This is a genomic window from Caulobacter sp. P4_E5, from assembly GCF_056401555.1.
Genome location: NZ_JBFUJD010000075.1, coordinates 1 through 20,706, shown reverse-complemented (window position 1 = coordinate 20,706; position 20,706 = coordinate 1). Strand labels below are relative to the sequence as shown.

Below are 20,706 nucleotides of genomic sequence, written 5' to 3'. Positions count from 1 at the left end.
GAAAATGAAAGCCTTTGCGGGAATGGAAAAACGGCGTTTCGCCGCCCCTCACTTCCCGGCCTCCCCACCTCCGACTTCCCCGGCGAAGGCCGGGGCCCAGATTCAACCGGAGCGGCTGGGGATGATGCGCCAAGCGGCGACGCCCTTCCCTCCACGTTCACGGATTCGATCTGGACCCCGGCCTTCGCCGGGGAGGTCGGATCGGGAGATGGTCACCCCGTATTGCGCAGCCCCGCCGCGATGCCCGCGACCGTCAGCTGGATGGCCAGGCGCAGCGACTCGTCCTGGTCCCCGGCTCGGCGGCGCGACAGCAGCTCGAGTTGCAGGTGGTTCAGGGGGTCCACCGACCGGCCGGCCAGGGCCACCGACTCGGAAAGGTCCGGCTGGTTGTCCAGCAGGGCCGAGCCGTTGCGGATCTCCAGCGCCAGGCGGGCCGCCGCCTCGTGCTCGCGCTGGATGGTCGCGAAGATCCGCTCGGCGTCGGCCTTGTCCGGCGACAGGGCCACGTAGCCGGCGGCGATACCCATGTGGCTCTGGGCCAGGGCCAGCTCCATGTTCGACAGCAAGGACGCGAAGAAATCGAAGTTGCCGGCCAGGTCGCGCAGCTGCTCGACCGACAGGCCGGCCCGCTCGACGCCCGAGGCGAAGCCGTACCAGCCCGGCAGCATGAAGCGGGCCTGCGACCAGCTGAACACCCACGGGATGGCGCGCAGGTCCTCGATCTTGCGGCTGGCGGTGCGACTGGCTGGGCGGCTGCCGATGTTGAGGCGGGCGATCTCGCTGATCGGCGTGACCGACCAGAAGAAATCCTCGAACGCCGGGTCGTCATAAACGAGGGCCCGATAGCCCTCGAACGAGCTCTGGGCCAGGGCGGTCATGGCCGCCTCGACCTTGGGGTCGGGGCGGTGGGCCGGCCGGTCGCTGGCGATCAGCACGGCGGCGGCCAGGCCGTCGAGATTGCGGCGAGCGGTCGGCTGGTCGCCGAAGCGGCGGGCGATCATCTCGCCCTGCTCGGTCATGCGGATGCGGCCCTGGACGGTGCCGGCCGGCTGGGCCAGCACGGCCTCGGCGGCCGGTCCCCCGCCCCGCCCGACGCTGCCGCCGCGGCCGTGGAACAGCTGCAGGCCCACGCCCATCCGGTCGGCCTCGAACGCCAGGGCCGAGGCGCCCCGCGCCACCCCGCGTCGGGAGGCGACATAGCCGCCGTCCTTATTCGAGTCGGAATAGCCGAGCATGATCTCCTGCACCGGCCGGTCGCCCAGGATGGTCCGCGACAGCGGCATTTCCAGCCACTGGCGCAGCACGGCCGGGCCGTTCTCGAGGTCGCCGATGGTCTCGAACAGCGGCGCGACCTTGACCGAGGCGCGGGGCGCGGCCCCGCCCCACACCAGGCCGACCTGCTTGAGCAGGACCAGCGGCTCGAGGATGTCGGACAGGGTCGCGGCCTTCGAAATGATGTACGCGCCGAGGCAGCCGTGACCGTAGTCGCGCACCGCCTGGGCGGCGGCGTCCATAGTGGCCAGCTCCCGCGTCGTCTCCTCGCCATAGGCGGTGAACGGCGAGACCAGGGGGCGCTGGTGCGACAGCTCTTCGATCAGCACCTTGCAGCGGGCGTCCTCGTCGAGGTCCAGATAGCGGACGCCGGCCCCGGCGCGCTGGAACAGCTCATGGACGGTGCGCTCGTGGACGTCGGCGTTCTGGCGCAGGTCCAGGCTCATCAGGTGGAAGCCGCAAGCCTTGGCCACCGCGACCAGAGTGCGCAGGGACGACCCGACCAGGCGCTCGCCGCCGTTGCGTTCCAGGCTGTCGATGATGACCGACAGGTCGGCGACGAAGGCGTCCGGGTGGCCATACGGCTCGACGTCGGTGGCGCCGTTGGCATAGGCCACCGGCTGGCCGGTCAGCCTCTGCGACACGGCGGTCAGGCGGTCGAACACCAGCTCCAGGGCCAGGCGGTACGGCTCGTCCAGACGATGGACCGACGGATCCTTGGTCTGGGCCGCCAGCGCCAGCAGCTCTTCCGAGACCGGCGTATAGGCGGTCGAGACGGCCAGGTTCGACCACAGCTTGCGGACCTCGCCGGCGTACCAGTCGAGGATCACCCGCGACTGCGAGCTGAGGGCCAGCTTCAGGGTCTCGCCGTTGACGCCGGGATGGCCGTCGCGGTCGCCGCCCAGCCACGAGCCCATCTTCAACAGCGGCGCCAAGTGCCCGTGCTCGCCAATCTTGGCCGYCCAGTCGCCATAGAGGTCGATGATCGCCGGCAGGATCGAGGTGCGGACAATCGACAGGGCGTTGCGGATCTCGTCCTTCACGGTGATCCGCTCGGGCCGGTACAGGCGGGTGCGCCACATCAGGGCGATCTCGCGGAACAGGCTCTCGCGGATCTCGGCGTCGAGGTCCGGCGGCAGATGGTGGCGGCGCAGGGCCATCAGCCGCGAGATCTCGGTCTCGCGGTCGACCATGCTGCGGCGGCGCACCTCGGTCGGGTGGGCGGTCAGCACCGGCACGACGTTCATGGCCGCGAAGATCTTGGCCAGCTCGGCGTCGGTCTTGCCGTGATCCTTCAGGATGCGAACCGCGTCGATCAGGGTGCGCGGACGCTCGTCGCCCGGCTGGGCGTCGACCTCGGCGTGGCGGCGACGGCCGGCGACGTCCTCGCCGATATTGGCCAGCAGCGAATGGCTGGCGAAGGCCCGGGCCAGGAACACGGCCTGCTCGGTGGAGAGGTCGGCGAACAGATGGTCCAGCACCGGCGCCTGACCGGTGGCTTCGTCCTCGCGGGAGGCGGCCTTGCGCGCCTGGATCACCAGGGCGGCGGCCTCGTCGCCTTCCAGATAGGCGATGGCCTCGGCCAGCAGATCGCTCAGCAGATTGGCGTTCTGGCGGACGTGACGGCTGGTCGGACGGTCGACGTCGATCGACAGGGCCGGATTGCGCATGCGCGGACTCCAAGGACCGCGCGCGGTGCGGCCCCCCACTGGAATGGATCTCGAGAACGCGTCACGGCCCCGAAAGCGTCTCCAGGGCCTGACGTCGCGGCGCCCTCTAGCGCGCTTCACCGAGCGGGGAAAGCCGCCCGGCACGATGGTTGCGCTACCATCGTATTTTCGCGCGAATTTGTGTCGCTAGCGCGCCAGCCAGCCGCCATCCACGGGCAGAGTAATCCCTTGGACGTAGTCGGCGGCGGGCGAGGCCAGGAACACGGCGGCGCCGCCGATGTCCTCGGGACGGCCCCAGCGAGCGGCCGGGATACGGGCCAGGATGGCGGCGTTGCGATCCTGATCCGCGCGCAGGGCCTCGGTGTTATTGGTGTCGAAATAGCCCGGCGCGATGGCGTTGACGTTGATCCCCTTCGTCGCCCACTCGTTGGCCAGGATCTTGGTCAGGCCGGCCAGGCCCGACTTGGCGGCCGTGTACGACGGCACGCGGATGCCGCCCTGGAACGACAGCAGGCTGGCGATATTGATCACCTTGCCGGCCACGCCGTTCACGGGGCCCTGCTTCAGCGCCTGCTTGGCGAAGGCCTGGGTCAGGAAGAAGACGACCTTCAGATTGGTGTCCATCACCGCGTCCCAGTCGGCTTCCGAGAACTCGATCGAGTCGGCGCGACGGATGATGCCGGCGTTATTGACCAGGATGTCGACCTTGCCGAACGCGGCCACGGTCTCGTCGACCACGCGCTGGACGGGCTCGATCGACCCGAAGTCGGCCTTGATCGACAGGAACTTGCGGCCCAGGGCCTCGACGGCGGCTTGGGTCTCGGTCGGCTCGCTGCGGCCCGCGGCGGCGATGTCGGCGCCGGCCTGAGCGAGCGCAATGGCGATCCCCTGCCCGATCCCGGTGTTGGCGCCGGTGACGAGCGCGACCTTGCCTTCGAGGCTGAACGGATTGGCCATGTCGAGTTCCTGTTCTCTGAACTTGTCATCCCGGACGGCCTGAAAGGCCGATCCGGGACCGCGGCAAGCGCGAATGCCTGCAGCGGTCCCGGCTCTGCGCTTCGCTCCGGCCGGGATGACAACCGAAGTGAAACGGAAGAGGCCTGTGGCCTACTTCAGCTGGCAGATGTCCAGCACGTTCATATCGGTATAGTCGAGGTTCTCGCCGCCCATCGCCCAGATGAACGTATAGTTGGCGGTGCCCGAACCCATGTGGATCGACCACGGCGGGCTCATCACGGCTTCCTCGTTGGCGATCACGATGTGACGCATCTCGTCCGGCTCGCCCATGTAATGGAAGACCCGGTCGTTCTCGCCCAGATCGAAGTAGAAATAGGCTTCCGAGCGGCGGTCGTGCAGGTGGGGCGGCATGGTGTTCCAGACGCTGCCCGGCTTCAGCACGGTCATGCCCAGCAGGAGCTGGGCCGACTTGCAGATGGTCGGCACGATGTACTGGTAGATGGTGCGCTCGTTGCTGGTCTCCAGCGCGCCGCGCTCCAGGGCGACGGCGTCGGCGAAGGCCAGCTTCTTGGTTTCGAACGAAGCGTGGGCCGGCAGGCTGACCAGGTAGAAGCGGGCCGCGGCGCCGCCGATGCCTTCGAACGTCACGTCCTTGGCGCCCATGGTGACGTACAGACCGTCACGCGGGACGATCTCGTAGGCCACGCCGTCGACGGTGATCTTGCCGGTCGTGTCGCCGACATTGATCACGCCCAGCTCGCGGCGCTCCAGGAACGGATGGCCGGCGGCCGAGGCGGGCTYGGTCTGGTCGGGCAGCTTGATCGCCGTGGTGGCGACGACGCCGCCGACGACGAAGCGTTCGGCGTGATTGTAGGTCAGGACGATCTGGCCGTCCTGGAACAGGCCCTGCATCAGGTAGCGATCGCGCAGGTCGTCGTTGCTGACCGCGAACATCATGTCCGGATGGGTGGCGTGGTAGGTCTTGGCGAACATCGGGTAGTCTCCGGAAGGGTGTTCTTATTCGGCGGCGGCGCGCAGCGTGGCAGGGCGAGCCCAGTCCGGACGCTGGTCCAACTTGTAGGCCTTCTTAGGCAGGTTGTACGTCAGATCGACGATCACCTCTTCGGCCTCGACCAGGTCCATGCGGTGCTCGGCGACCATGCGGGCCAGGAAGGCGCTGTCGACGCGGCGGGCCACGTCGTGACGGGCCGGGATCGACAGGAAGGCGCGGGTGTCGTCGTTGAAGCCGACGGTATTATAGAAGCCGGCGGTTTCGGTGACCTGCTCGCGGAAGCGCATCATGCCTTCCGGGCTGTCGTGGAACCACCAGGAGGGGCCCAGCTTCAGCACCGGATAGTGGCCGGCCAGCGGGGCCAGTTCGCGGCTGTAGACGGTCTCGTCCAGGGTGAACAGGATCACCGACAGGCGCGGATCGTTGCCCAGGCGGCTCAGCAGCGGCTTCAGGGCCGAGACGTACTCGGTCCGCATCGGGATGTCGGCGCCCTTGTCGCGACCATGCGACGCCAACAGGCCGGCATTGTGGTTGCGGTGCGAGCCGGGGTGGATCTGCATGACCAGCCCGTCGTCCAGGCTCATCTTGGCCATCTCGGTCAGCATCTGGGCGCGGAACAGCTCGGCCTTCTCGGGCGTGACGTCGCCCTTCACCAGGCTGTTGAACAGCGCCTCGGCCTCGACGTCGGAAAGGTCGGCGGTGGCTGCCGTCGGATGGCCGTGGTCGGACGAGGTGGCGCCCGCGTCGATGAAGGCGCCCCGGCGCAAACGGTGCGCTTCCAGGTAGCTCTTCCAGCTGTAGACGTCCTGGCCCGAGGTCTCGGCGAAGCGCTCGAAGGCGCGCGGCGAGCGCTCGTCCTCGAAGTCGATGACGGCATCGGGGCGATAGGCGGTGATGACGTGGCCGCCCCAGCCGCTCTCGCGGATGGCGTGGTGGTGCTTCAGCGTCTCGTGCGGCCCCTCGGTGGTGGCCAGGGTCTCGATGTTGAAGCGGTCGAACAGCGCGCGCGGCCGGAAGGCGTCGGTGGCCAGGGCCTCGTTGATGCGGTCGAAATAGTCGTCGGCGTTCGAAGCGTCGAGGAACTCGGTGAAGCCGAACACCTTGGAAAACACGTGGTTCAGCCAGATCCAGGACGGCGTGCCGCGGAACAGGTGGAAATTGCTGGCGAAGAGGCGCCAGGCCTCGCGCGGATCGGTCGCCGGGACGCCGGCCTTGGACCGCACCTTCAGGGCGTCCAGGCTAATCCCTTGGCTGTAGAGCATCCGATACAGGTAGTGGTCCGGCGCCAGCAGCAGGTCGGTGGCGTCCTGGAACGGCTCGTTGGTGGCGAACCAACTGGGATCGGTATGCCCATGCGGGCTGATGATCGGCAGGTCCTTGACCAGCGCGTAGAGGCCCCGCGCATAGGACCGCGTGGTCGGATCCGCTGGGAACAGTCGATCGTCGTGGAAATTCAGAGGCCTAGCCATGGCGGTGCGTCTGCTCCCTGCTTTTTAGCCTGCGGCTTCGCGGATGGCCGCTTCGGTCCGCTTGGTAACCGGTGTCATGGTCCTATGCAAGCCGAAGGCGGCTGCAATTCATCAAGCCGGAACGGGTCCCGAGGACTCTCGGACCACCAAACTCGGCTCGGTCTTGGTCGCGTCGCGCGGTTCTCGCCGCTCGACACCGATCAGCTTCTCGGCGGCCATGCGTCCGATCTCGCGGGTCGGCGTATGGACCGTGGTCAACGGCGGCCAGACGGCCTGAGCGATCTGGAAATCGTCAAAGCCGACGACGGTCAGATCTTGCGGCACCGACAGGCCAGCCTTGCGCGCCGACTGCAGAACGCCCGCGGCCATTTCGTCGTTGCCGCAAAAGATCGCCGTCGGGCGCGGCGTCCGCGCCAGCAGGGCGTCGCCGCAGGCCACGCCGGATTCGAAAGTATAGGCGCCTTGGGCGATGTCGCCCGGCGTAAGCTTAAGGCCGGCCTCGGCCAGACCGTCCTCGAAGCCCCCTCGCCGCTCGTGCGACGAGCGGAAGCTTTCGGGACCCGAGATGAAGGCGATGGCCTTGTGGCCCAGCGCGATGATGTGGCGCGCCGCCTGGACGCCGCCCAAGCGGTCGTGGCCGACGATCATGTGCTCGGGCTTGTCCAGCTCGACCGAGGCGATGCGGATGTAGGAACAACCGATTTCGTTCAGCAGCTTGGCGACCCGCTCGTCCTCCGACACCGAAGGCGGCAGCACCACGCCATACAGCTTCTGACGCTCCACGAAGGAGCGGATGTCGGTCAGGAACGTCGGGCTGGCGCGGTCGCAAGGGTGAACGACCAGCTCGAAGCCCGAGCCGCGCAGGCCGTCCAGCAGACCCAGCTGCATGTTCACGACGTACTGCGGATTGGGGTTGTCGTAGACCATGCCGATCAGGAACGAACGGCGGAACGCCAGGCCACGCGCCTGCGGGTCGGGAGCATAGCCCCACTCGGCGATCACCGCCTCGATCCGCTCGCGGGTTTCGTCACGCACGAAGGGAGACTGGTTGATGACGCGTGAGACGGTCTTCTTGGACACCCCTGCCAGGCGGGCGATGTCGTTGATGGTGGCCCTGCGGCGGCCACCCTCCACGCCAGTCTCTCCCCCTTCCTGGGCAATGGCTTCCGGGGTCGAGGAAGGCGGCTTTGAAGAGTTCACGGCGTTTCCAGCAGCTTTAGGCATTTTCTTTTGTCATACTCTAGCCGCGCAAGCGCCGCCAACCTAGGACGAAACGTCTGCTTGCGACCCGACTGACACCGGTTACCATGTCACTGACGGTCCAATTTGGCGACACTCAACCCGGCGACCACGATCAACGATGACTGAAACCACCCTGGCCCAGCGCGAATCGATCCACCCCGTGGACCCTCGGGACCACGTGGCGATGGCCTTGCGAGACCTCGTCGCCAGCGAGAAGCTTGACCTTCACGGACAGTCGATCACCGTCCGCGGCGACGTTCCCAAGGGCCACAAGATCGCTATCCGCGCCGCCAAGGCCGGTGACGACGTCCTGAAATACGGCTGGCCGATCGGCCGGGCGGTCGTCGACATCGCGGTCGGCGATCACGTCCACGTCCACAATGTCGTGACCCGCCTGGAGGGCGTCGAGGGCTACGCCTTCACGCCGATCGCGCCCGAGCCGCGCACCGCTCCCTCGGCCCGCACCTTCGACGGCTATCGTCGGAAGAACGGCCGGGCCGGCACCCGCAACGAGATCTGGGTGCTGTGCACGGTCGGCTGCGTGGCCAACACGGCCCGCCGTATCGCCGAGAAGGCCAACCAGCGCTTCGCCGGCCGCGTCGACGGCGTCTACGCCTTCCCCCATCCGTTCGGCTGCTCGCAGCTGGGCGACGACCTTACCCACACCCGCAAGCTGATCGCCGGCCTGGCCAGCCACCCCAACGCCGGCGGCGTGCTGATCCTGGGTCTGGGCTGCGAGAACAACCAGCTGAAGGCCCTGCTGGAGTCCGCGCCCGATATCGACGGCGAACGCCTGAGAAGCTTCACGACCCAGATGGTCGAGGACGAGCTCGAGGACGGCCTCGCCGCCGTCGAGGCCCTGATCGAAATCGCCGAGCAGGATCGCCGCGAGCCGATCCCGGTCTCAGACCTGGTCGTCGGTCTCAAGTGCGGCGGCTCGGACGGCTTCTCCGGAGTCACCGCCAATCCGCTGGTCGGCCGCATCGCCGACAAGGTCGCCGACGCCGGTGGCACACCGGTCCTGACCGAGATCCCCGAGGTGTTCGGCGCCGAGAACGTCCTGCTGCAGCGCGCCGCCAGTCGCGAAGTGTTCGACCAGGCCGTCGGCGTGATCGACGACTTCAAGCGCTACTTCATCGACAACAACCAGCCGATCTACGAAAACCCCTCGCCCGGCAACATCGCCGGCGGCATCACCACCCTGGAGGAGAAGTCTCTAGGCGCGGTGCAGAAGGGCGGACGCGCTCAGCTGGTCGAGGTGATCCGCTATGGCGAGCGCGTCGGTCCGCATGGCTTGACCCTGCTGGAGGCCCCCGGCAACGACGCCGTGTCGTCGACCGCCCTGACCGCCGCCGGCGCCACGGTGATCCTGTTCACCACCGGCCGCGGCACGCCGCTGGGCTTCCCCGCCCCGACCCTGAAGATCGCCTCGAATTCGGGCTTGGCCCAGCGCAAGCCCGGCTGGATCGACTTCGACGCCGGCCAGGTGCTGGCGGGCGTCTCGATGGACGACGCCGCCGACGCCCTGATGGACCTGGTGGTCGACACCGCCTCGGGCAAGGCCACCAAGGCCGAGCTGAACGGCGAGCGCGAGATCGCGATCTGGAAGTCGGGCGTGACCCTCTAGGAAATGGTCAAGCCAATTGCCACCAAGGTCAGACTACAGCATGTAGGCTGCCAATCCTTCCGTTACGAAACCCCAGGCGTGCTCCCTTGACGGCTTCTTCCGCGACCTCCCCTGCCCTGCGTCTGAGCGCGACCAGCTATCCGGGCGCTATCCCCGGCGTCGTCCTGCCGACCTACGATCGTGACAAGGTCCAGGTCGGCATCGTCCATTTCGGCCCCGGCGCCTTTCACCGCGCCCACCAGGCGTTCTATTTCGACCAGCTGCTGGCCAAGGACCCGCGCTGGGGGATCTGCGCCGTCTCGCTGAAGAGCCCCGGCGTTCGCGACGCCCTGGAGCCCCAGGACGGGCTCTACACCTTGGCCCAGCTGGACGCCGAGACCACCTTCCGCGTCGTCGGTTCGATCGTCGAGGTTCTGGTCGCCCCGGAAGATCCCCCGTCGGTGTTCGCGCGCCTCGCCGCCCCGACCACCCGTATCGTCACCCTGACCGTGACCGAAAAGGGCTACACCCTCTCCAGCGCCGGCGGCCTCGACGAGAGCCATCCGGACATCGTCCATGATCTGGCCCATCCGCGCGAGCCGAAGAGCGCCGTCGGCTACATTGTCGAGGGTCTGCGCCGCCGGTTCGCCGCGGGCCTCGCCCCCTACGCCGTCGTGGCGTGCGACAACCTCGCCGACAACGGCTGGCGTCTGAAGGCGGCCGTCGTCGCCTTCGCGTCCAAGGTCGACGCCGACCTCGCCGCCTGGATCGAGCGCGAAGCCAGCTTCCCGCGCACCATGGTCGACAGCATCACCCCGGCCACCGATGACGCCCTGCGCGCCCGCGTCCAGACCGCCACCGGCCTGGAAGACGCCTGGCCGATCCAGCGCGAAGCCTTTACCCAGTGGGTGGTCGAGGACGTGCTGCCGGCTGATGCGCCGGACTTGGCTAGCGTCGGCGTCATCCTGACCGACGATGTGCGCGGCTTCGAACGCGCCAAGCTGCGCCTGTTGAACGGCGTCCACTCCACCCTGGCCTATGCCGGTATCCTGCGCGGCCATGAGACGGTGTTCGAAGCGGTCAGCGATCCGGCCCTCGAGGCCCTGGCCCGCGACCTGATGGTCAAGGACATCATCCCGACGCTCACTGCGCCGCGGGGTCTGGACCTGGCCGAGTATGCCGAAGCCATCCTGGCTCGGTTCCGCAATCCCGAAATCCGCCACTTCCTGGCGCAGATCGCCTGGGACGGCACCCAGAAGCTGCCGTTCCGGATCCTCGGCACCTTGACCGAGACGCTGGAGGCCGGCCGCTCGATCGAGCGCCTGGCCATCTCGCTGGCGGCCTGGATGCGGTTCGTGGCCCTGCGCGCCAAGACCGGCGAAGCGATCACCGATCCGCTGGCCGACAAGCTGTCGGAAATCGGCGTCGGCGCGACTGGCGACGCCAAGACCGATGTCTCGGCCTTCCTGGCGCTGAGCAGCGTGTTCCCAGCCAACCTGACCGGCAACCCGATCTTCGTGGAAGCGGTCGAAATGGCCTACGCGAACCTCGCTTAACGGGTCACGCCTTTGGCGGTCAGCACCGGAATGACGGTGCTGACCATGATCCTCAGGTCGAACAGGAACGATCGGCGGCGCAGGTACTCGGCGTCCAGAGCCACCTTGTCCGCGATGGCCAGCTCGTCGCGGCCGTTGATCTGCGCCCAGCCGGTGACGCCAGGCCGCAGGACATCGACGCTGGCGGCCTTGCGCGCCGCGATCAGGTCATCCTGGTTGAACAGCGCCGGACGCGGGCCGACCAGGCTCATGTGGCCGACCAGCACGCTCCACAGTTGCGGCAGCTCGTCGAGACTGAGCTTGCGCATCATCGGCCCCAGCGGCGTCAGCCAGCGGTCAGGATCCTCCAGCAGATGCGTGGCGACCTCAGGCGTATCGATCCGCATGGTGCGGAACTTCGGCATGGGAAACAGCGTCGAGCCCTTGCCCACCCGTTGCGACCAGTAGAGTCCCGGCCCCGGCGACGTCAGGCGCACCAGCAGCCACAGGGCCGCCAGCGGGACGGCCAGCACGATCAGGCCGACCGCCGCCGCCAGGAAGTCGAAGGCGCGCTTCACCTAGCCTCCAGGGATCAACCCAGGTCGCCGCTGGCCGCGTCGAGCAGCAGATAGGCCCGGCCCGCATCCGACGACAGCAGCGCCGCCAGCAGGAAGCCTTCGCGGTCCTGGCCGGCGGCCTCGTCGATCATGCCGGCGTAGCGCTTGAGGAAGCGCTCGGTGTTGCTCTTCAGCGTGGCATCCGAGAACAGACGGCGGACCAGACGGCGGATGGCGGCGGGGGCCAGGCGCTTGACCACCTCGCGGGCGCCGGTGGCGTCTCGGGTCTGCAGGGCGGCGGCGATCTCGTCGATGCGGCCGCGCGGCAGCAGGGCGTGCGGGTCGATCCCCATGGCGGTGATTTCGGCCGCCAGCTTCTCGCCCAACGCGGCATCGCCCGGCGAGCTGTTCTCGATACCCGAAAGCAAGCTGCGCCAGCTCCAGCCCCCCTCGCCGTCCGGCTCCGGCGGCGGCGTTGAAGACTGCTTGCGCGGCGCGGCCTGCTCGAACACCGAGCGGAACTCCTCGTCGGAGGCCGTCGGCGTCAAGCGCAGGCGGCGACGGTCGGCGGGCGGCTCGTCCTCGTCGTCGAACTCCGCCATCGGTAGGGGCTGAGGCGGTTGAACCGCTGGCGGCGGCGCGGCGGAACGCTTTGGCGGTTGCGTAGGCGAAGCCGCGCGAGCGGCCACGGTGGCGGCGCTAGAGGCCGTGACGGCCCCAGCCGCTTCGCTGAGCATTTCGTAGTTGCGGCGCACGCGTTCCTGGAAGGCCTGATCGATCGACGCCGTCTCCTCGGCGGTGCGGCGAATGGCGTTCATCAGCTGCTCGACGCCCTGCTCGATCGAGATGCGGACCTCGGCGGCCTTCTGCAGGGCTTCGGCCGGCAGGTCGGCGGTGCGCTTGCCGATCTCGGCCAGCATGCCTTCCAACTCGTCCAAGGTGCCACGCGCGGACTGGACGGAGTCGGCCAGCTTCTGCGAGGTGCGCGCCCCGGCCTGTTCGACCATCTGGGCCGAGTGCTCGATGATGTCGCGCGCCTCTTCCATGCGAGATTCGAAGACGGCGTCGGCTTTCTGGCCAGCGGCGAAGGCGATCTCGTTCAGCTGGTCGACGCGGCTGCGGGCGGCCTCGACGCGGGCCTCGACGCTTTCGCTGGCCTTGAGCGCGGCTTGAGCCATCGCTTCCATGGCCGCCTTCAGCTCTTCCTCCAGCAGGGTGCGCTGGTTCTCGGCGACGTCGCCGATGGTTTCGAGCGTTTTCTTGGCGTTGTCGGCCAGGGTTTCCCGATGGGCGGTCGCGCCCTCGGCCAGTTCGCGGAACTGGTCGGCGGCGGAGCTGATCAGGCCGCGCAGGATCTCCGCGCCCATGGAGGCGGTGTCGGACAGCTCGGTGGCCCCGACCCGAGTATAGGCGACGAACTCGGTGAGCTGGGCCGTGCGCGTCTCGGCCTCGGAGGCGAAGTCCTCCTGATCCGAACGCAGCGCCTGGCTGACCTCCACGAGCGCGGCGCGCTGGGCGGCCAGACTCTTCTCGACCGAAGCGACCTGATCGCCGACGCCATGGCCGGCGGTCTCCAGGCGCGCGATCTGGCGCGAGAGGTCCTCGGCGCCGACGCGGGCGGCGTCGGAGGCTTCGGCGGCGGCGGCGGCCAGATCGGCGGCGCGGGCGGCCAGGGCGGCCTCGGCCTCGCGCAGTTGGGTCTCGGCTAGGTCGGAGGCTTCGGCCACCATGCGGGCTTGGCTGCCGATCGCGTCGACCACCGCCGTGGAGCGCGCGTCCAGCGACTGCGACAGGGACTCCATCGCGGTGCGCTCATGGCTCAGGCCCTGGGCCAACTGATTGGCCATCTTGGCGGACTCGGCGGCGGCCTCGGCCAGGCGCGCCGTCTCCTCGGCCAGGGCCTGGCGCAGCGAAACGATGTGCTCGCGCGCCCGTTGGGCGGCGGCGGCGGCCTCTTCGACACCCTGGCGCATGGCGTCGACGGCGCTGGACGCGCCGGCGGCGGCCAAGGCGGCCGGGCTGACCAGACGGTCGGTCAGGGTGCGGGTGCGGCGCAGTTCGTCCGAAATCCCGTTCGCCTGGCGCAGCAGATAGGCGCCCAGCAGGGTTAGCAGAGCCGGACCCAGGGCCAGGCCGGCGAACACCATCAAGGCGAAGCCCTCGACCTTGAAGGCCGGCACGCCACGGGCGTAACCGAACGCAAAGGCGATCGGCGCCAGGGCCCACAGCGCCGCGAGGGCGGTCGCGAGGGTCCAGAACAGCACGCCGGACATGCGGCGCGGAACATCCTCGGTGGTCAGCGCGACCGGCGTCTCGGACATCGGGCCACGCAGATCGAGCGCGGCTTCGCGCGTTCCGGCCTTGGCGGGCGAGGCGCGATCGGCCTCGACGATCGGAGCCGGCGGCTGAGCACTGGCGGCCAGCGAGGTCGCGGGCTTCAGGTCAGGCTCGGCGAAACTGGTGATCGGCTCAGGCTCCGGCTCGCGGCGACGGCGAGACCGCACGGCCGTCGGCGGCGGAACCGCCAGGTCGTCGTTCAGTATCTCTTGCAGGCTCAAGGGTTCGGCGGACGGGATATCCGCCTCCGGCTCGGAAAACGACGTCGCCTCTGGGAGTGTCGCCTCTGGGAGTTCAGGCGTGATCCTGGTGTCCTCGGGAGGGGTGTCCGTCGGCGTCGCGGAGAAATCGAGCGGTTGGCGCTTCTTAGGCTTCATACACAGCCAGGGTCCCAGGACGTCGGCGAATGGGGCGTCGGCGAGGGGCGCAGGAGACAACCTTCGCGCGCCGGACCCCTCCTTCGCGTGTCACATGAACCTAACGGTGAAAAGCCTTGGCGAAAAGCGGCTTTCCTTGTGTTGGCAAGGGTTGCGGCGTCAAGGCGCGCGTTCAGGCGTCTCGCGGCGCGCTGGCGGGGGCGTTGACAGCGGTCGGAGCAGGTTTGGCGGCCAGGTCGCGCGGCGAGCGAGCGACGGTCTTGGCCCGCACATTCTTGGCGTGTGGGCATGCGCCATGGTCGACCGCGACGCCGAACTGGCAGAGCGCGAACGACGACAGCCAGACGACCGCCACAGCCAGCATTTCGGTCAGGAAGCCCATAGCCCACCTCGGAAACCGATAGCGCCGTTATGTGAGCGTTCCCGATGAAGGGCGAGTGAACTTTTGGTCATGAACGCCGAAGCCTTCGCGGTGTGGCGCCACGCCAACTGACAGCGCCCTCAGAATTCCGGCGGTTGTCCCCGACGCCCCTCGGGCCTAGGTCCCAGCCTGCACCGGAGCGCCCCGTTTCGACAGGACGGTCCCGGACATTTTTCCTTTGCGGACCCTCGCCTTGGCCCTTACCCAATTCGCACCCGCCGCGTACCCGCCGGACCCGATGACGCCAGATCTAACCAAGCCCGCGATCTCGCCGGCTCGACTGACGCACCTCCAGCGCCTCGAGGCCGAGAGCATCCACATCCTGCGCGAGGTGGCGGCCGAGTGCGAGCGGCCGGTCATGCTGTATTCGATCGGCAAGGACAGCGCGGTGATGCTGCACCTGGCCGCCAAGGCCTTCTACCCCAGCAAGCCACCCTTCCCGCTGCTGCACGTCGACACGACCTGGAAGTTCCGGGACATGTACGCCCTGCGCGACAAGGTGGCCTCGGAGCTGGGCTTCGACCTGATCGTCCACAAGAACCCCGACGCCGAGGCGCGCGGGATCAATCCGTTCGATCACGGCAGCGCCCTGCACACCGATCTCTGGAAGACCGAGGGCCTCAAGCAGGCCCTGACCAAGTACGGCTTCGACGCGGCCTTCGGCGGCGCGCGCCGCGACGAGGAGAAGAGCCGCGCCAAGGAACGGGTGTTCTCGTTCCGCTCTTCCGAGCACCGCTGGGATCCGAAGAACCAGCGCCCCGAACTGTGGAACCTCTACAATACCCGCAAGCACCCGGGCGAAAGCCTGCGGGTGTTCCCGATCTCCAATTGGACCGAGCTGGACGTCTGGCAGTACATCCACCTGGAGAACATCCCGATCGTGCCGCTGTACTTCGCGGCCGAGCGGCCGGTGGTCGAGCGCGACGGCGCGCTGATCATGGTCGACGACGATCGCTTCCGCCTGCGAGACGGCGAAGTCCCGCAGATGAAGAGCGTCCGCTTCCGCACCCTGGGCTGCTACCCGCTGACCGGCGCGGTCGAGAGCCAGGCCTCCACCCTGCCCCAGGTCATCCAGGAGATGCTGCTGACCACGACGTCGGAGCGCCAGGGCCGGGTCATCGACCATGACCAGTCCGCCTCGATGGAGAAGAAGAAGCAGGAGGGCTATTTCTGATGGCGCACCAGTCCGCCCTGATCGCCCAGGATATCGACGCCTATCTGCATCAGCACCAGCACAAGTCGCTGCTGCGCTTCATCACCTGCGGCAGCGTCGACGACGGCAAGTCCACGCTGATCGGTCGCCTGCTGTACGACAGCAAGATGATCTTCGAGGACCAGATGGCGGCCCTCGAGGCCGACTCGAAGAAGGTCGGCACCCAGGGCGGCGCGATCGACTTTGCCCTGCTGGTCGACGGCCTGGCCGCCGAGCGCGAGCAAGGCATCACCATCGACGTCGCCTACCGCTTCTTCTCGACCGAGAAGCGCAAGTTCATCGTCGCCGACACGCCCGGCCACGAGCAATATACGCGCAACATGGTCACCGGCGCCTCGACCGCCGACGCGGCCGTGATCCTGATCGACGCCCGCAAGGGCGTGCTGACCCAGACCCGCCGCCACAGCTATCTGGTGTCCTTGCTCGGCATCCGCCACGTCGTGCTGGCGGTGAACAAGATGGACCTGGTCGGCTGGGATCAGGCGGTGTTCGACCGGATCGTCGCCGACTATCGCGCCTTCGCCGAGCAGATCGGCCTGTCGGTCTTCACGCCCATCCCGATCTCGGGCCTGGGCGGCGACAACATGGCTAGCCGCAGCGACCAGACGCCGTGGTTCGACGGTCCGATCCTGATGGACTGGCTGGAAGGCGTCGAGGTCGAGGACGACCTGCAGGCCAAGCCGTTCCGCATGCCCGTGCAGTGGGTCAATCGCCCGAACCTCGACTTCCGCGGCTTCTCGGGCCTGATCGCCTCGGGCTCGATCAAGCCGGGCGACCGCATCCGCGCCCTGCCCTCGGGTCGCGAGAGCCGGGTGGCGCGGATCGTCACCCTGCCGGGCGACCTGCCCCAGGCCGTCGCCGGCCAGTCGGTGACCCTGACGCTGGAAGACGAGATCGACGTCTCGCGCGGCGACGTCATCGCCACCGCCGATGCGCCTGCTCCGGTCGCCAACCAGTTCGAAGCCACCGTCGTCTGGATGGACGACGAGCCTCTCCCCCCCGGCCGCACCTATCTGCTGAAGCTGGGCGCGAGGACGGTCAGCGCCAGCATCACCGACATCAAGCACCGAGTGAACGTCAACACGCTGGAGCACACCGCCGCCAAGCGGCTGGAGCTGAACGAGATCGGGGTCTGCAACCTCTCGCTCGACCAGGCCATCCCGTTCGAAGCCTATGCCGACAATCGCCAGATGGGCGGCTTCATCCTGGTCGACCGCCTGTCCAACCGCACGGTCGGCGCGGGCATGCTGAACTTCGCGCTGCGGCGGGCCGACAATATCCACTGGCAGCACTCCGACGTCACCAAGGCCTCGCGGGCGGCGCTGAAGAGCCAGCGCGGCCAGGTCGTCTGGCTCACGGGGCTTTCGGGCGCGGGCAAGTCGACCATCGCCAACCTGGTCGAGAAGCGCCTGCACGCCCTGGGCCGTCACACCTATCTGCTGGACGGCGACAATGTCCGCCACGGGCTGAACAAGGACCTGGGCTTCACTGAGGAGGACCGCGTCGAGAACATCCGCCGGGTCGCCGAGGTGGCCAAGCTGATGGTCGACGCCGGCCTGATCGTGCTGACCGCCTTCATCTCGCCGTTCCGGGCCGAACGCCGGCTGGCGCGCGAGCTGCTGGGCGAAGGCGAGTTCGTCGAGGTCTTCATCGACACGCCCCTGGCCGTGGCCGAGGCGCGCGACGTCAAGGGTCTCTACAAGAAGGCCCGCTCGGGCCAGCTGAAGAACTTCACCGGCGTCGACAGCCCCTACGAAGCGCCCGAGAAGCCTGAACTGCGGATCGACACCACCGCGATCGATCCGGTGGAAGCCGCCGAGCGGATCGTGGCGTGGCTGGAAGGCCAGGAGATCGACTACACGATCTGATGCTGGAGCGTGACAGCCGAAAGTGGATGCCGGTTTCGGCGCCCGTCACGCTCCAACCAAAGAAACGAAACCTGTCTAGGACAGGTTTCTGGACCGACGCGCCAGCATGATCGCGCCGCCAAGGCCCAGCAGGGCCATGGCGGCGACGGCCAGATAGCCGAACGGGCCGAAGGCGTCGAACAGCGGTCCCGAGCACAGGGTCGCCACGCCCAGGGTGAAGCCGGACGACAGGGCCGAGTTGATCGCCTGGGCCGCCGAGGCGTTGGTCGGCGGCGTCAGCTTCTCGATCAGCCGCAGCGAGGCCAGGAACGAGGCCGCGAAGGTCATGGCGTGCAGCGACTGCAGCGGGAACAGCGCCCACAGCGGCGGCTCGAACGCATAGCAGGTCCAGCGCAGCACCGCGGCGGCCGCGCCCACGATCAGGAACCGCTCGGGCCCCCAGCGACGGCGCAGGGGCTCGAGAAACCACATGAAGCCGACCTCGGCCGCCACCCCGACGCCCCACAGGACGCCGATCATCGGCTCGGAGATCCCCTGCTTCCTCCAGAGGATGGCCGAAAAGCCGTAGTAGAAGGCGTGCGCCCCCTGGATCAGGCCCGCTGTGACCACCGCCAGGACGAAGGTGCGGTCGCGAACCAGGTCGCCCAGGCCCTTCCAGCGTTCGGAGCGGGCGGGTTTGGCCCCCTCGGCGTGGACCCGTTCGGGCGGCACGGCCAGGGCCGCCGCCGCCGCGCCGACCAGGCAGGCCGCGGCGATCCAGGCGGCGATGACGGTCGGGGCCGCGAAGGTCAGGATCGCGCCCATGGCCAGGTTGGCGGCGATGAAGGCGCTGGAGCCGGTGCCGCGCGGGATCCCGTAGTTGAAGCCCTCGGTCCGCGCCCGGCGCAGGGTGATGACGTCGATCAGCGGCGAGACAGTCGACAGCAGGGTTTGGCCGACGAACCAGGCCAGGATCAGCCACCAGAGGTTCGACGACGCCAGCAGCCCCGCATAGCCCAGGCCCGCCCCGACCAGCAGCAGCACCATCGGCGTGCGCCGTAGGGTGAAGCCGTCGGCCCAGACCGCCAGCACCGGCCCCGTGAAGGGCTTCAGCAACAGCGGCACGGCCAGGATCAGGCCGATCTCGCCGCCGCTCATGCCGCGCGAACGCAGATAGGTGCCGATATAGGGCAGGCTGACGCCCGAGCTCAGATAGATAGCGGCGTAGAACAGGCAGAGGCGGACGAGGGTCGGGAGGCCCTTGTCTTCCGGCTTGTCCCCCGCCCCGGTCACCTTACTCCGCGCCGCCGAAGCGGGCCGTCCACTCGGCGATCTGATCGTCTTCGATCTTCTTGAACAGGACGTCCGGGACGGTGATTGCCTGGCCGACCGGCAGCTTGGAGAGCTCGGCCGCCGCGTCGGTCGACGGCCATTGCGCCGGGAAATCCAGGCCGAACGCCGCGCCGATCTTCTCGGCCGCGAATGGGATGAACGGGGTCGAGATCTTGGCGTACAGCGCCGCCAGGTTCAGGGCCGTGCGGACGATGACGGCGGCGCGGTCGCGATCGGTCTTGATCGCGGTCCACGGCGCGGCCTCCTGCAGGTACTCGTTGCCGACCACCCAGAGGGCCCGCAGCGCCTGGGCGCTCTTGCGGATCTCGATGGCGTCCATCTGTTCGGCGAGATCCGCCAGGCGCGCGGAGACGTCGGCGAACAGCTTCTCCTCCAGCGGGCCCGGCTCGCCGCCCGCCGGCACGACGCCCTCGAACTTGCTCTCGTTGAACTTCAGGATGCGGTTGACGAAGTTGCCCAGCACGTCGGCCAGATCGCGGTTCACGGCGCTGGCGAACTGCTCCCAGGTGAAGGCGGTGTCGCTGCTTTCCGGCGAATTGGCGGTCAGGTACCAGCGCCACAGGTCGGGCGGCAGGATTTCCAGGGCGGCGTCCATGAACACGCCGCGCTTGTTCGAGGTCGAGAACTTGCCGCCGTACCAGTTCAGCCAGTTGAAGGCCTTGAGCATGTCGACGCTCTTCCACGGCTCTTCCGAGCCGAGGATGGTCGCCGGGAAGCTGACGGTGTGGAACGCCACGTTGTCCTTGCCCATGAACTGGACGTAGCGGACGTCTTCGGCGCCGCTGTCAGTGCGCCACCAGCGCTTCCAGTCGCGGTCGGGCGAGCCCTCAGCCCATTCCTGGGTGGCGGCGATGTATTCGATCGGGGCGTCGAACCAGACGTAGAAGACCTTGTCCTCGAAGCCCGGGCGCGGCAGGCCGTTCTGGGCCACGGGGATGCCCCAGGCCAGGTCACGGGTGATGCCGCGATCGATCAGACCTTCGTCCAGGTGCTTGTAGGCGATCGAGCGGGCCAGTTGCGGCCAGTCGGCGTGGCTGTCGACCCAGGCCCTGATGCGATCAGCCATTTTTGTCTGAAGGAGATACAGGTGACGAGTGTCGCGCACCTCGATGTTCCGGGAGCCCGAGATCACCGAGTACGGGTCCTTCAGGTCGGTCGGATCCAGCAGGTTGCCGCAGTTGTCGCACTGGTCGCCGCGCGCCTTCTCGAAGCCGCAGTGCGGGCACGTGCCTTCGACATAGCGGTCGGGCAAGAAGCGCTTGTCGTCGACCGAATAGACCATCTGATCGACCCGTTCCTCGATCAGGCCGTGGTCTTCCAGGGCCTGGCAGAAATGCTGGGTCAGGCGGTGGTTCTGCGGCGACGACGAGCGGCCGAAATGGTCCCACGACAGGCCGAAGGCGCGGCCCACGTCATGCTGCAGCACGTGCTGCTCGGCGCAGTAGGTGGCGACGTCCTGGCCGGCGGCGGTGGCGGCCAGCTCGGCGGGCGTGCCGTGCTCGTCGGTGGCGCAGATGTAGAGCGTCTCGTGGCCCCGGGCCCGCTGGAAGCGCGCATAGACGTCCGCCGGCAGCATCGACCCCGCCAGATTGCCCAGGTGCTTGATGCCGTTGATATACGGCAGGGCCGAGGTGATCAGGATGCGAGCCATGCGGGCGCGGCCTTTCGGGGGAGTCGGGGAACGCTAGAGAGCGTCCGCATATAGAAGGGTCGGGCGGCGAGGGAAAGGTTTGGCGAGTTCGTCTCTTGCCCCCTCCGCGCCTGCGGCGCTCCTCCCCCGGAGGGGGAAGAAGGCAGTGTAACCCTTCCGCCCCCTCCGGGGGCGGACGACCACGCGG

General features: G+C 68.3%; 13 protein-coding genes and 1 pseudogene. 4 read left to right on the top strand and 10 right to left on the bottom strand.

Annotation, left to right across the window (positions count from 1 at the left end; all coding sequences use genetic code 11):
* Positions 1-212 precede the first annotated feature (212 nt).
* From ppc to AC1DSO_RS19770, 5 genes are all read right to left on the bottom strand, one after another.
* Entirely contained in the window at positions 213-2,942 is a 2,730-nt protein-coding gene (ppc, locus tag AC1DSO_RS19790; protein WP_477070438.1) for a phosphoenolpyruvate carboxylase, read from the bottom strand.
* A gap of 186 nt (positions 2,943-3,128) precedes the next feature.
* Positions 3,129-3,899: a 2-dehydro-3-deoxy-D-gluconate 5-dehydrogenase KduD gene (kduD, locus tag AC1DSO_RS19785; protein ID WP_477070437.1), complete on the bottom strand. Its 771-nt coding sequence runs from the start codon at positions 3,897-3,899 to the stop codon at positions 3,129-3,131.
* A 150-nt stretch (positions 3,900-4,049) separates the two neighbouring features.
* Positions 4,050-4,892: a 5-dehydro-4-deoxy-D-glucuronate isomerase gene (gene kduI / locus AC1DSO_RS19780; protein WP_477070436.1), complete on the bottom strand. Its 843-nt coding sequence runs from the start codon at positions 4,890-4,892 to the stop codon at positions 4,050-4,052.
* A gap of 24 nt (positions 4,893-4,916) precedes the next feature.
* Positions 4,917-6,380, bottom strand: coding sequence for a glucuronate isomerase (gene uxaC / locus AC1DSO_RS19775; RefSeq protein ID WP_477070435.1), 1,464 nt, complete (start codon positions 6,378-6,380; stop codon positions 4,917-4,919).
* Between the two features lie 111 nt (positions 6,381-6,491).
* Positions 6,492-7,580 carry a LacI family DNA-binding transcriptional regulator gene (locus AC1DSO_RS19770; protein ID WP_477070434.1) on the bottom strand — a complete coding sequence of 363 codons (1,089 nt, stop codon included), beginning with the start codon at positions 7,578-7,580 and terminating at the stop codon, positions 6,492-6,494.
* 160 nt (positions 7,581-7,740) lie between these two features.
* Here AC1DSO_RS19770 and AC1DSO_RS19765 point away from each other — a divergent pair, with 160 nt between their 5' ends.
* On the top strand, positions 7,741-9,249 hold the full coding sequence (locus AC1DSO_RS19765) for a UxaA family hydrolase (RefSeq protein WP_477070433.1): 1,509 nt from the start codon (positions 7,741-7,743) through the stop codon (positions 9,247-9,249).
* Between the two features lie 86 nt (positions 9,250-9,335).
* Positions 9,336-10,784, top strand: coding sequence for a mannitol dehydrogenase family protein (locus tag AC1DSO_RS19760; RefSeq protein WP_477070432.1), 1,449 nt, complete (start codon positions 9,336-9,338; stop codon positions 10,782-10,784).
* Here AC1DSO_RS19760 and AC1DSO_RS19755 read toward each other — a convergent pair.
* From AC1DSO_RS19755 to AC1DSO_RS19745, 3 genes are all read right to left on the bottom strand, one after another.
* On the bottom strand, positions 10,781-11,341 hold the full coding sequence (locus AC1DSO_RS19755; RefSeq protein WP_477070431.1) for a sugar transferase: 561 nt from the start codon (positions 11,339-11,341) through the stop codon (positions 10,781-10,783). The genes AC1DSO_RS19760 and AC1DSO_RS19755 overlap by 4 nt on opposite strands.
* Before the next feature lie 14 nt (positions 11,342-11,355).
* The gene (locus tag AC1DSO_RS19750; protein WP_477070430.1) at positions 11,356-14,034 is read right to left on the bottom strand and encodes a polar localization protein TipN; all 2,679 of its coding nucleotides are present in this window, start codon (positions 14,032-14,034) and stop codon (positions 11,356-11,358) included.
* A 172-nt stretch (positions 14,035-14,206) separates the two neighbouring features.
* Complete coding sequence (locus tag AC1DSO_RS19745; RefSeq protein WP_477070429.1) at positions 14,207-14,416, bottom strand: hypothetical protein; 210 nt, start codon at positions 14,414-14,416, stop codon at positions 14,207-14,209.
* A gap of 232 nt (positions 14,417-14,648) precedes the next feature.
* Between AC1DSO_RS19745 and cysD the strand changes: the two genes are divergently transcribed.
* Both cysD and cysN read left to right on the top strand, forming a co-directional pair.
* Positions 14,649-15,629, top strand: a complete 981-nt coding sequence (cysD, locus tag AC1DSO_RS19740; RefSeq protein WP_477070428.1) for a sulfate adenylyltransferase subunit CysD — start codon at positions 14,649-14,651, stop codon at positions 15,627-15,629.
* A complete protein-coding gene (cysN, locus tag AC1DSO_RS19735) occupies positions 15,629-17,536 on the top strand; it encodes a sulfate adenylyltransferase subunit CysN (RefSeq protein WP_477070427.1) in 1,908 nt (635 codons plus the stop codon). The genes cysD and cysN overlap by 1 nt, the downstream gene beginning before the upstream one ends.
* 61 nt (positions 17,537-17,597) lie before the next feature.
* Here the strand turns inward: cysN and AC1DSO_RS19730 are convergent.
* Together AC1DSO_RS19730 and metG are read right to left on the bottom strand one after the other, a co-directional pair.
* Positions 17,598-18,808: pseudogene (locus AC1DSO_RS19730) on the bottom strand (MFS transporter); the annotation flags it as partial.
* 1 nt (position 18,809) lies between these two features.
* Entirely contained in the window at positions 18,810-20,519 is a 1,710-nt protein-coding gene (metG, locus tag AC1DSO_RS19725; RefSeq protein ID WP_477070426.1) for a methionine--tRNA ligase, read from the bottom strand.
* Positions 20,520-20,706 lie beyond the last annotated feature (187 nt).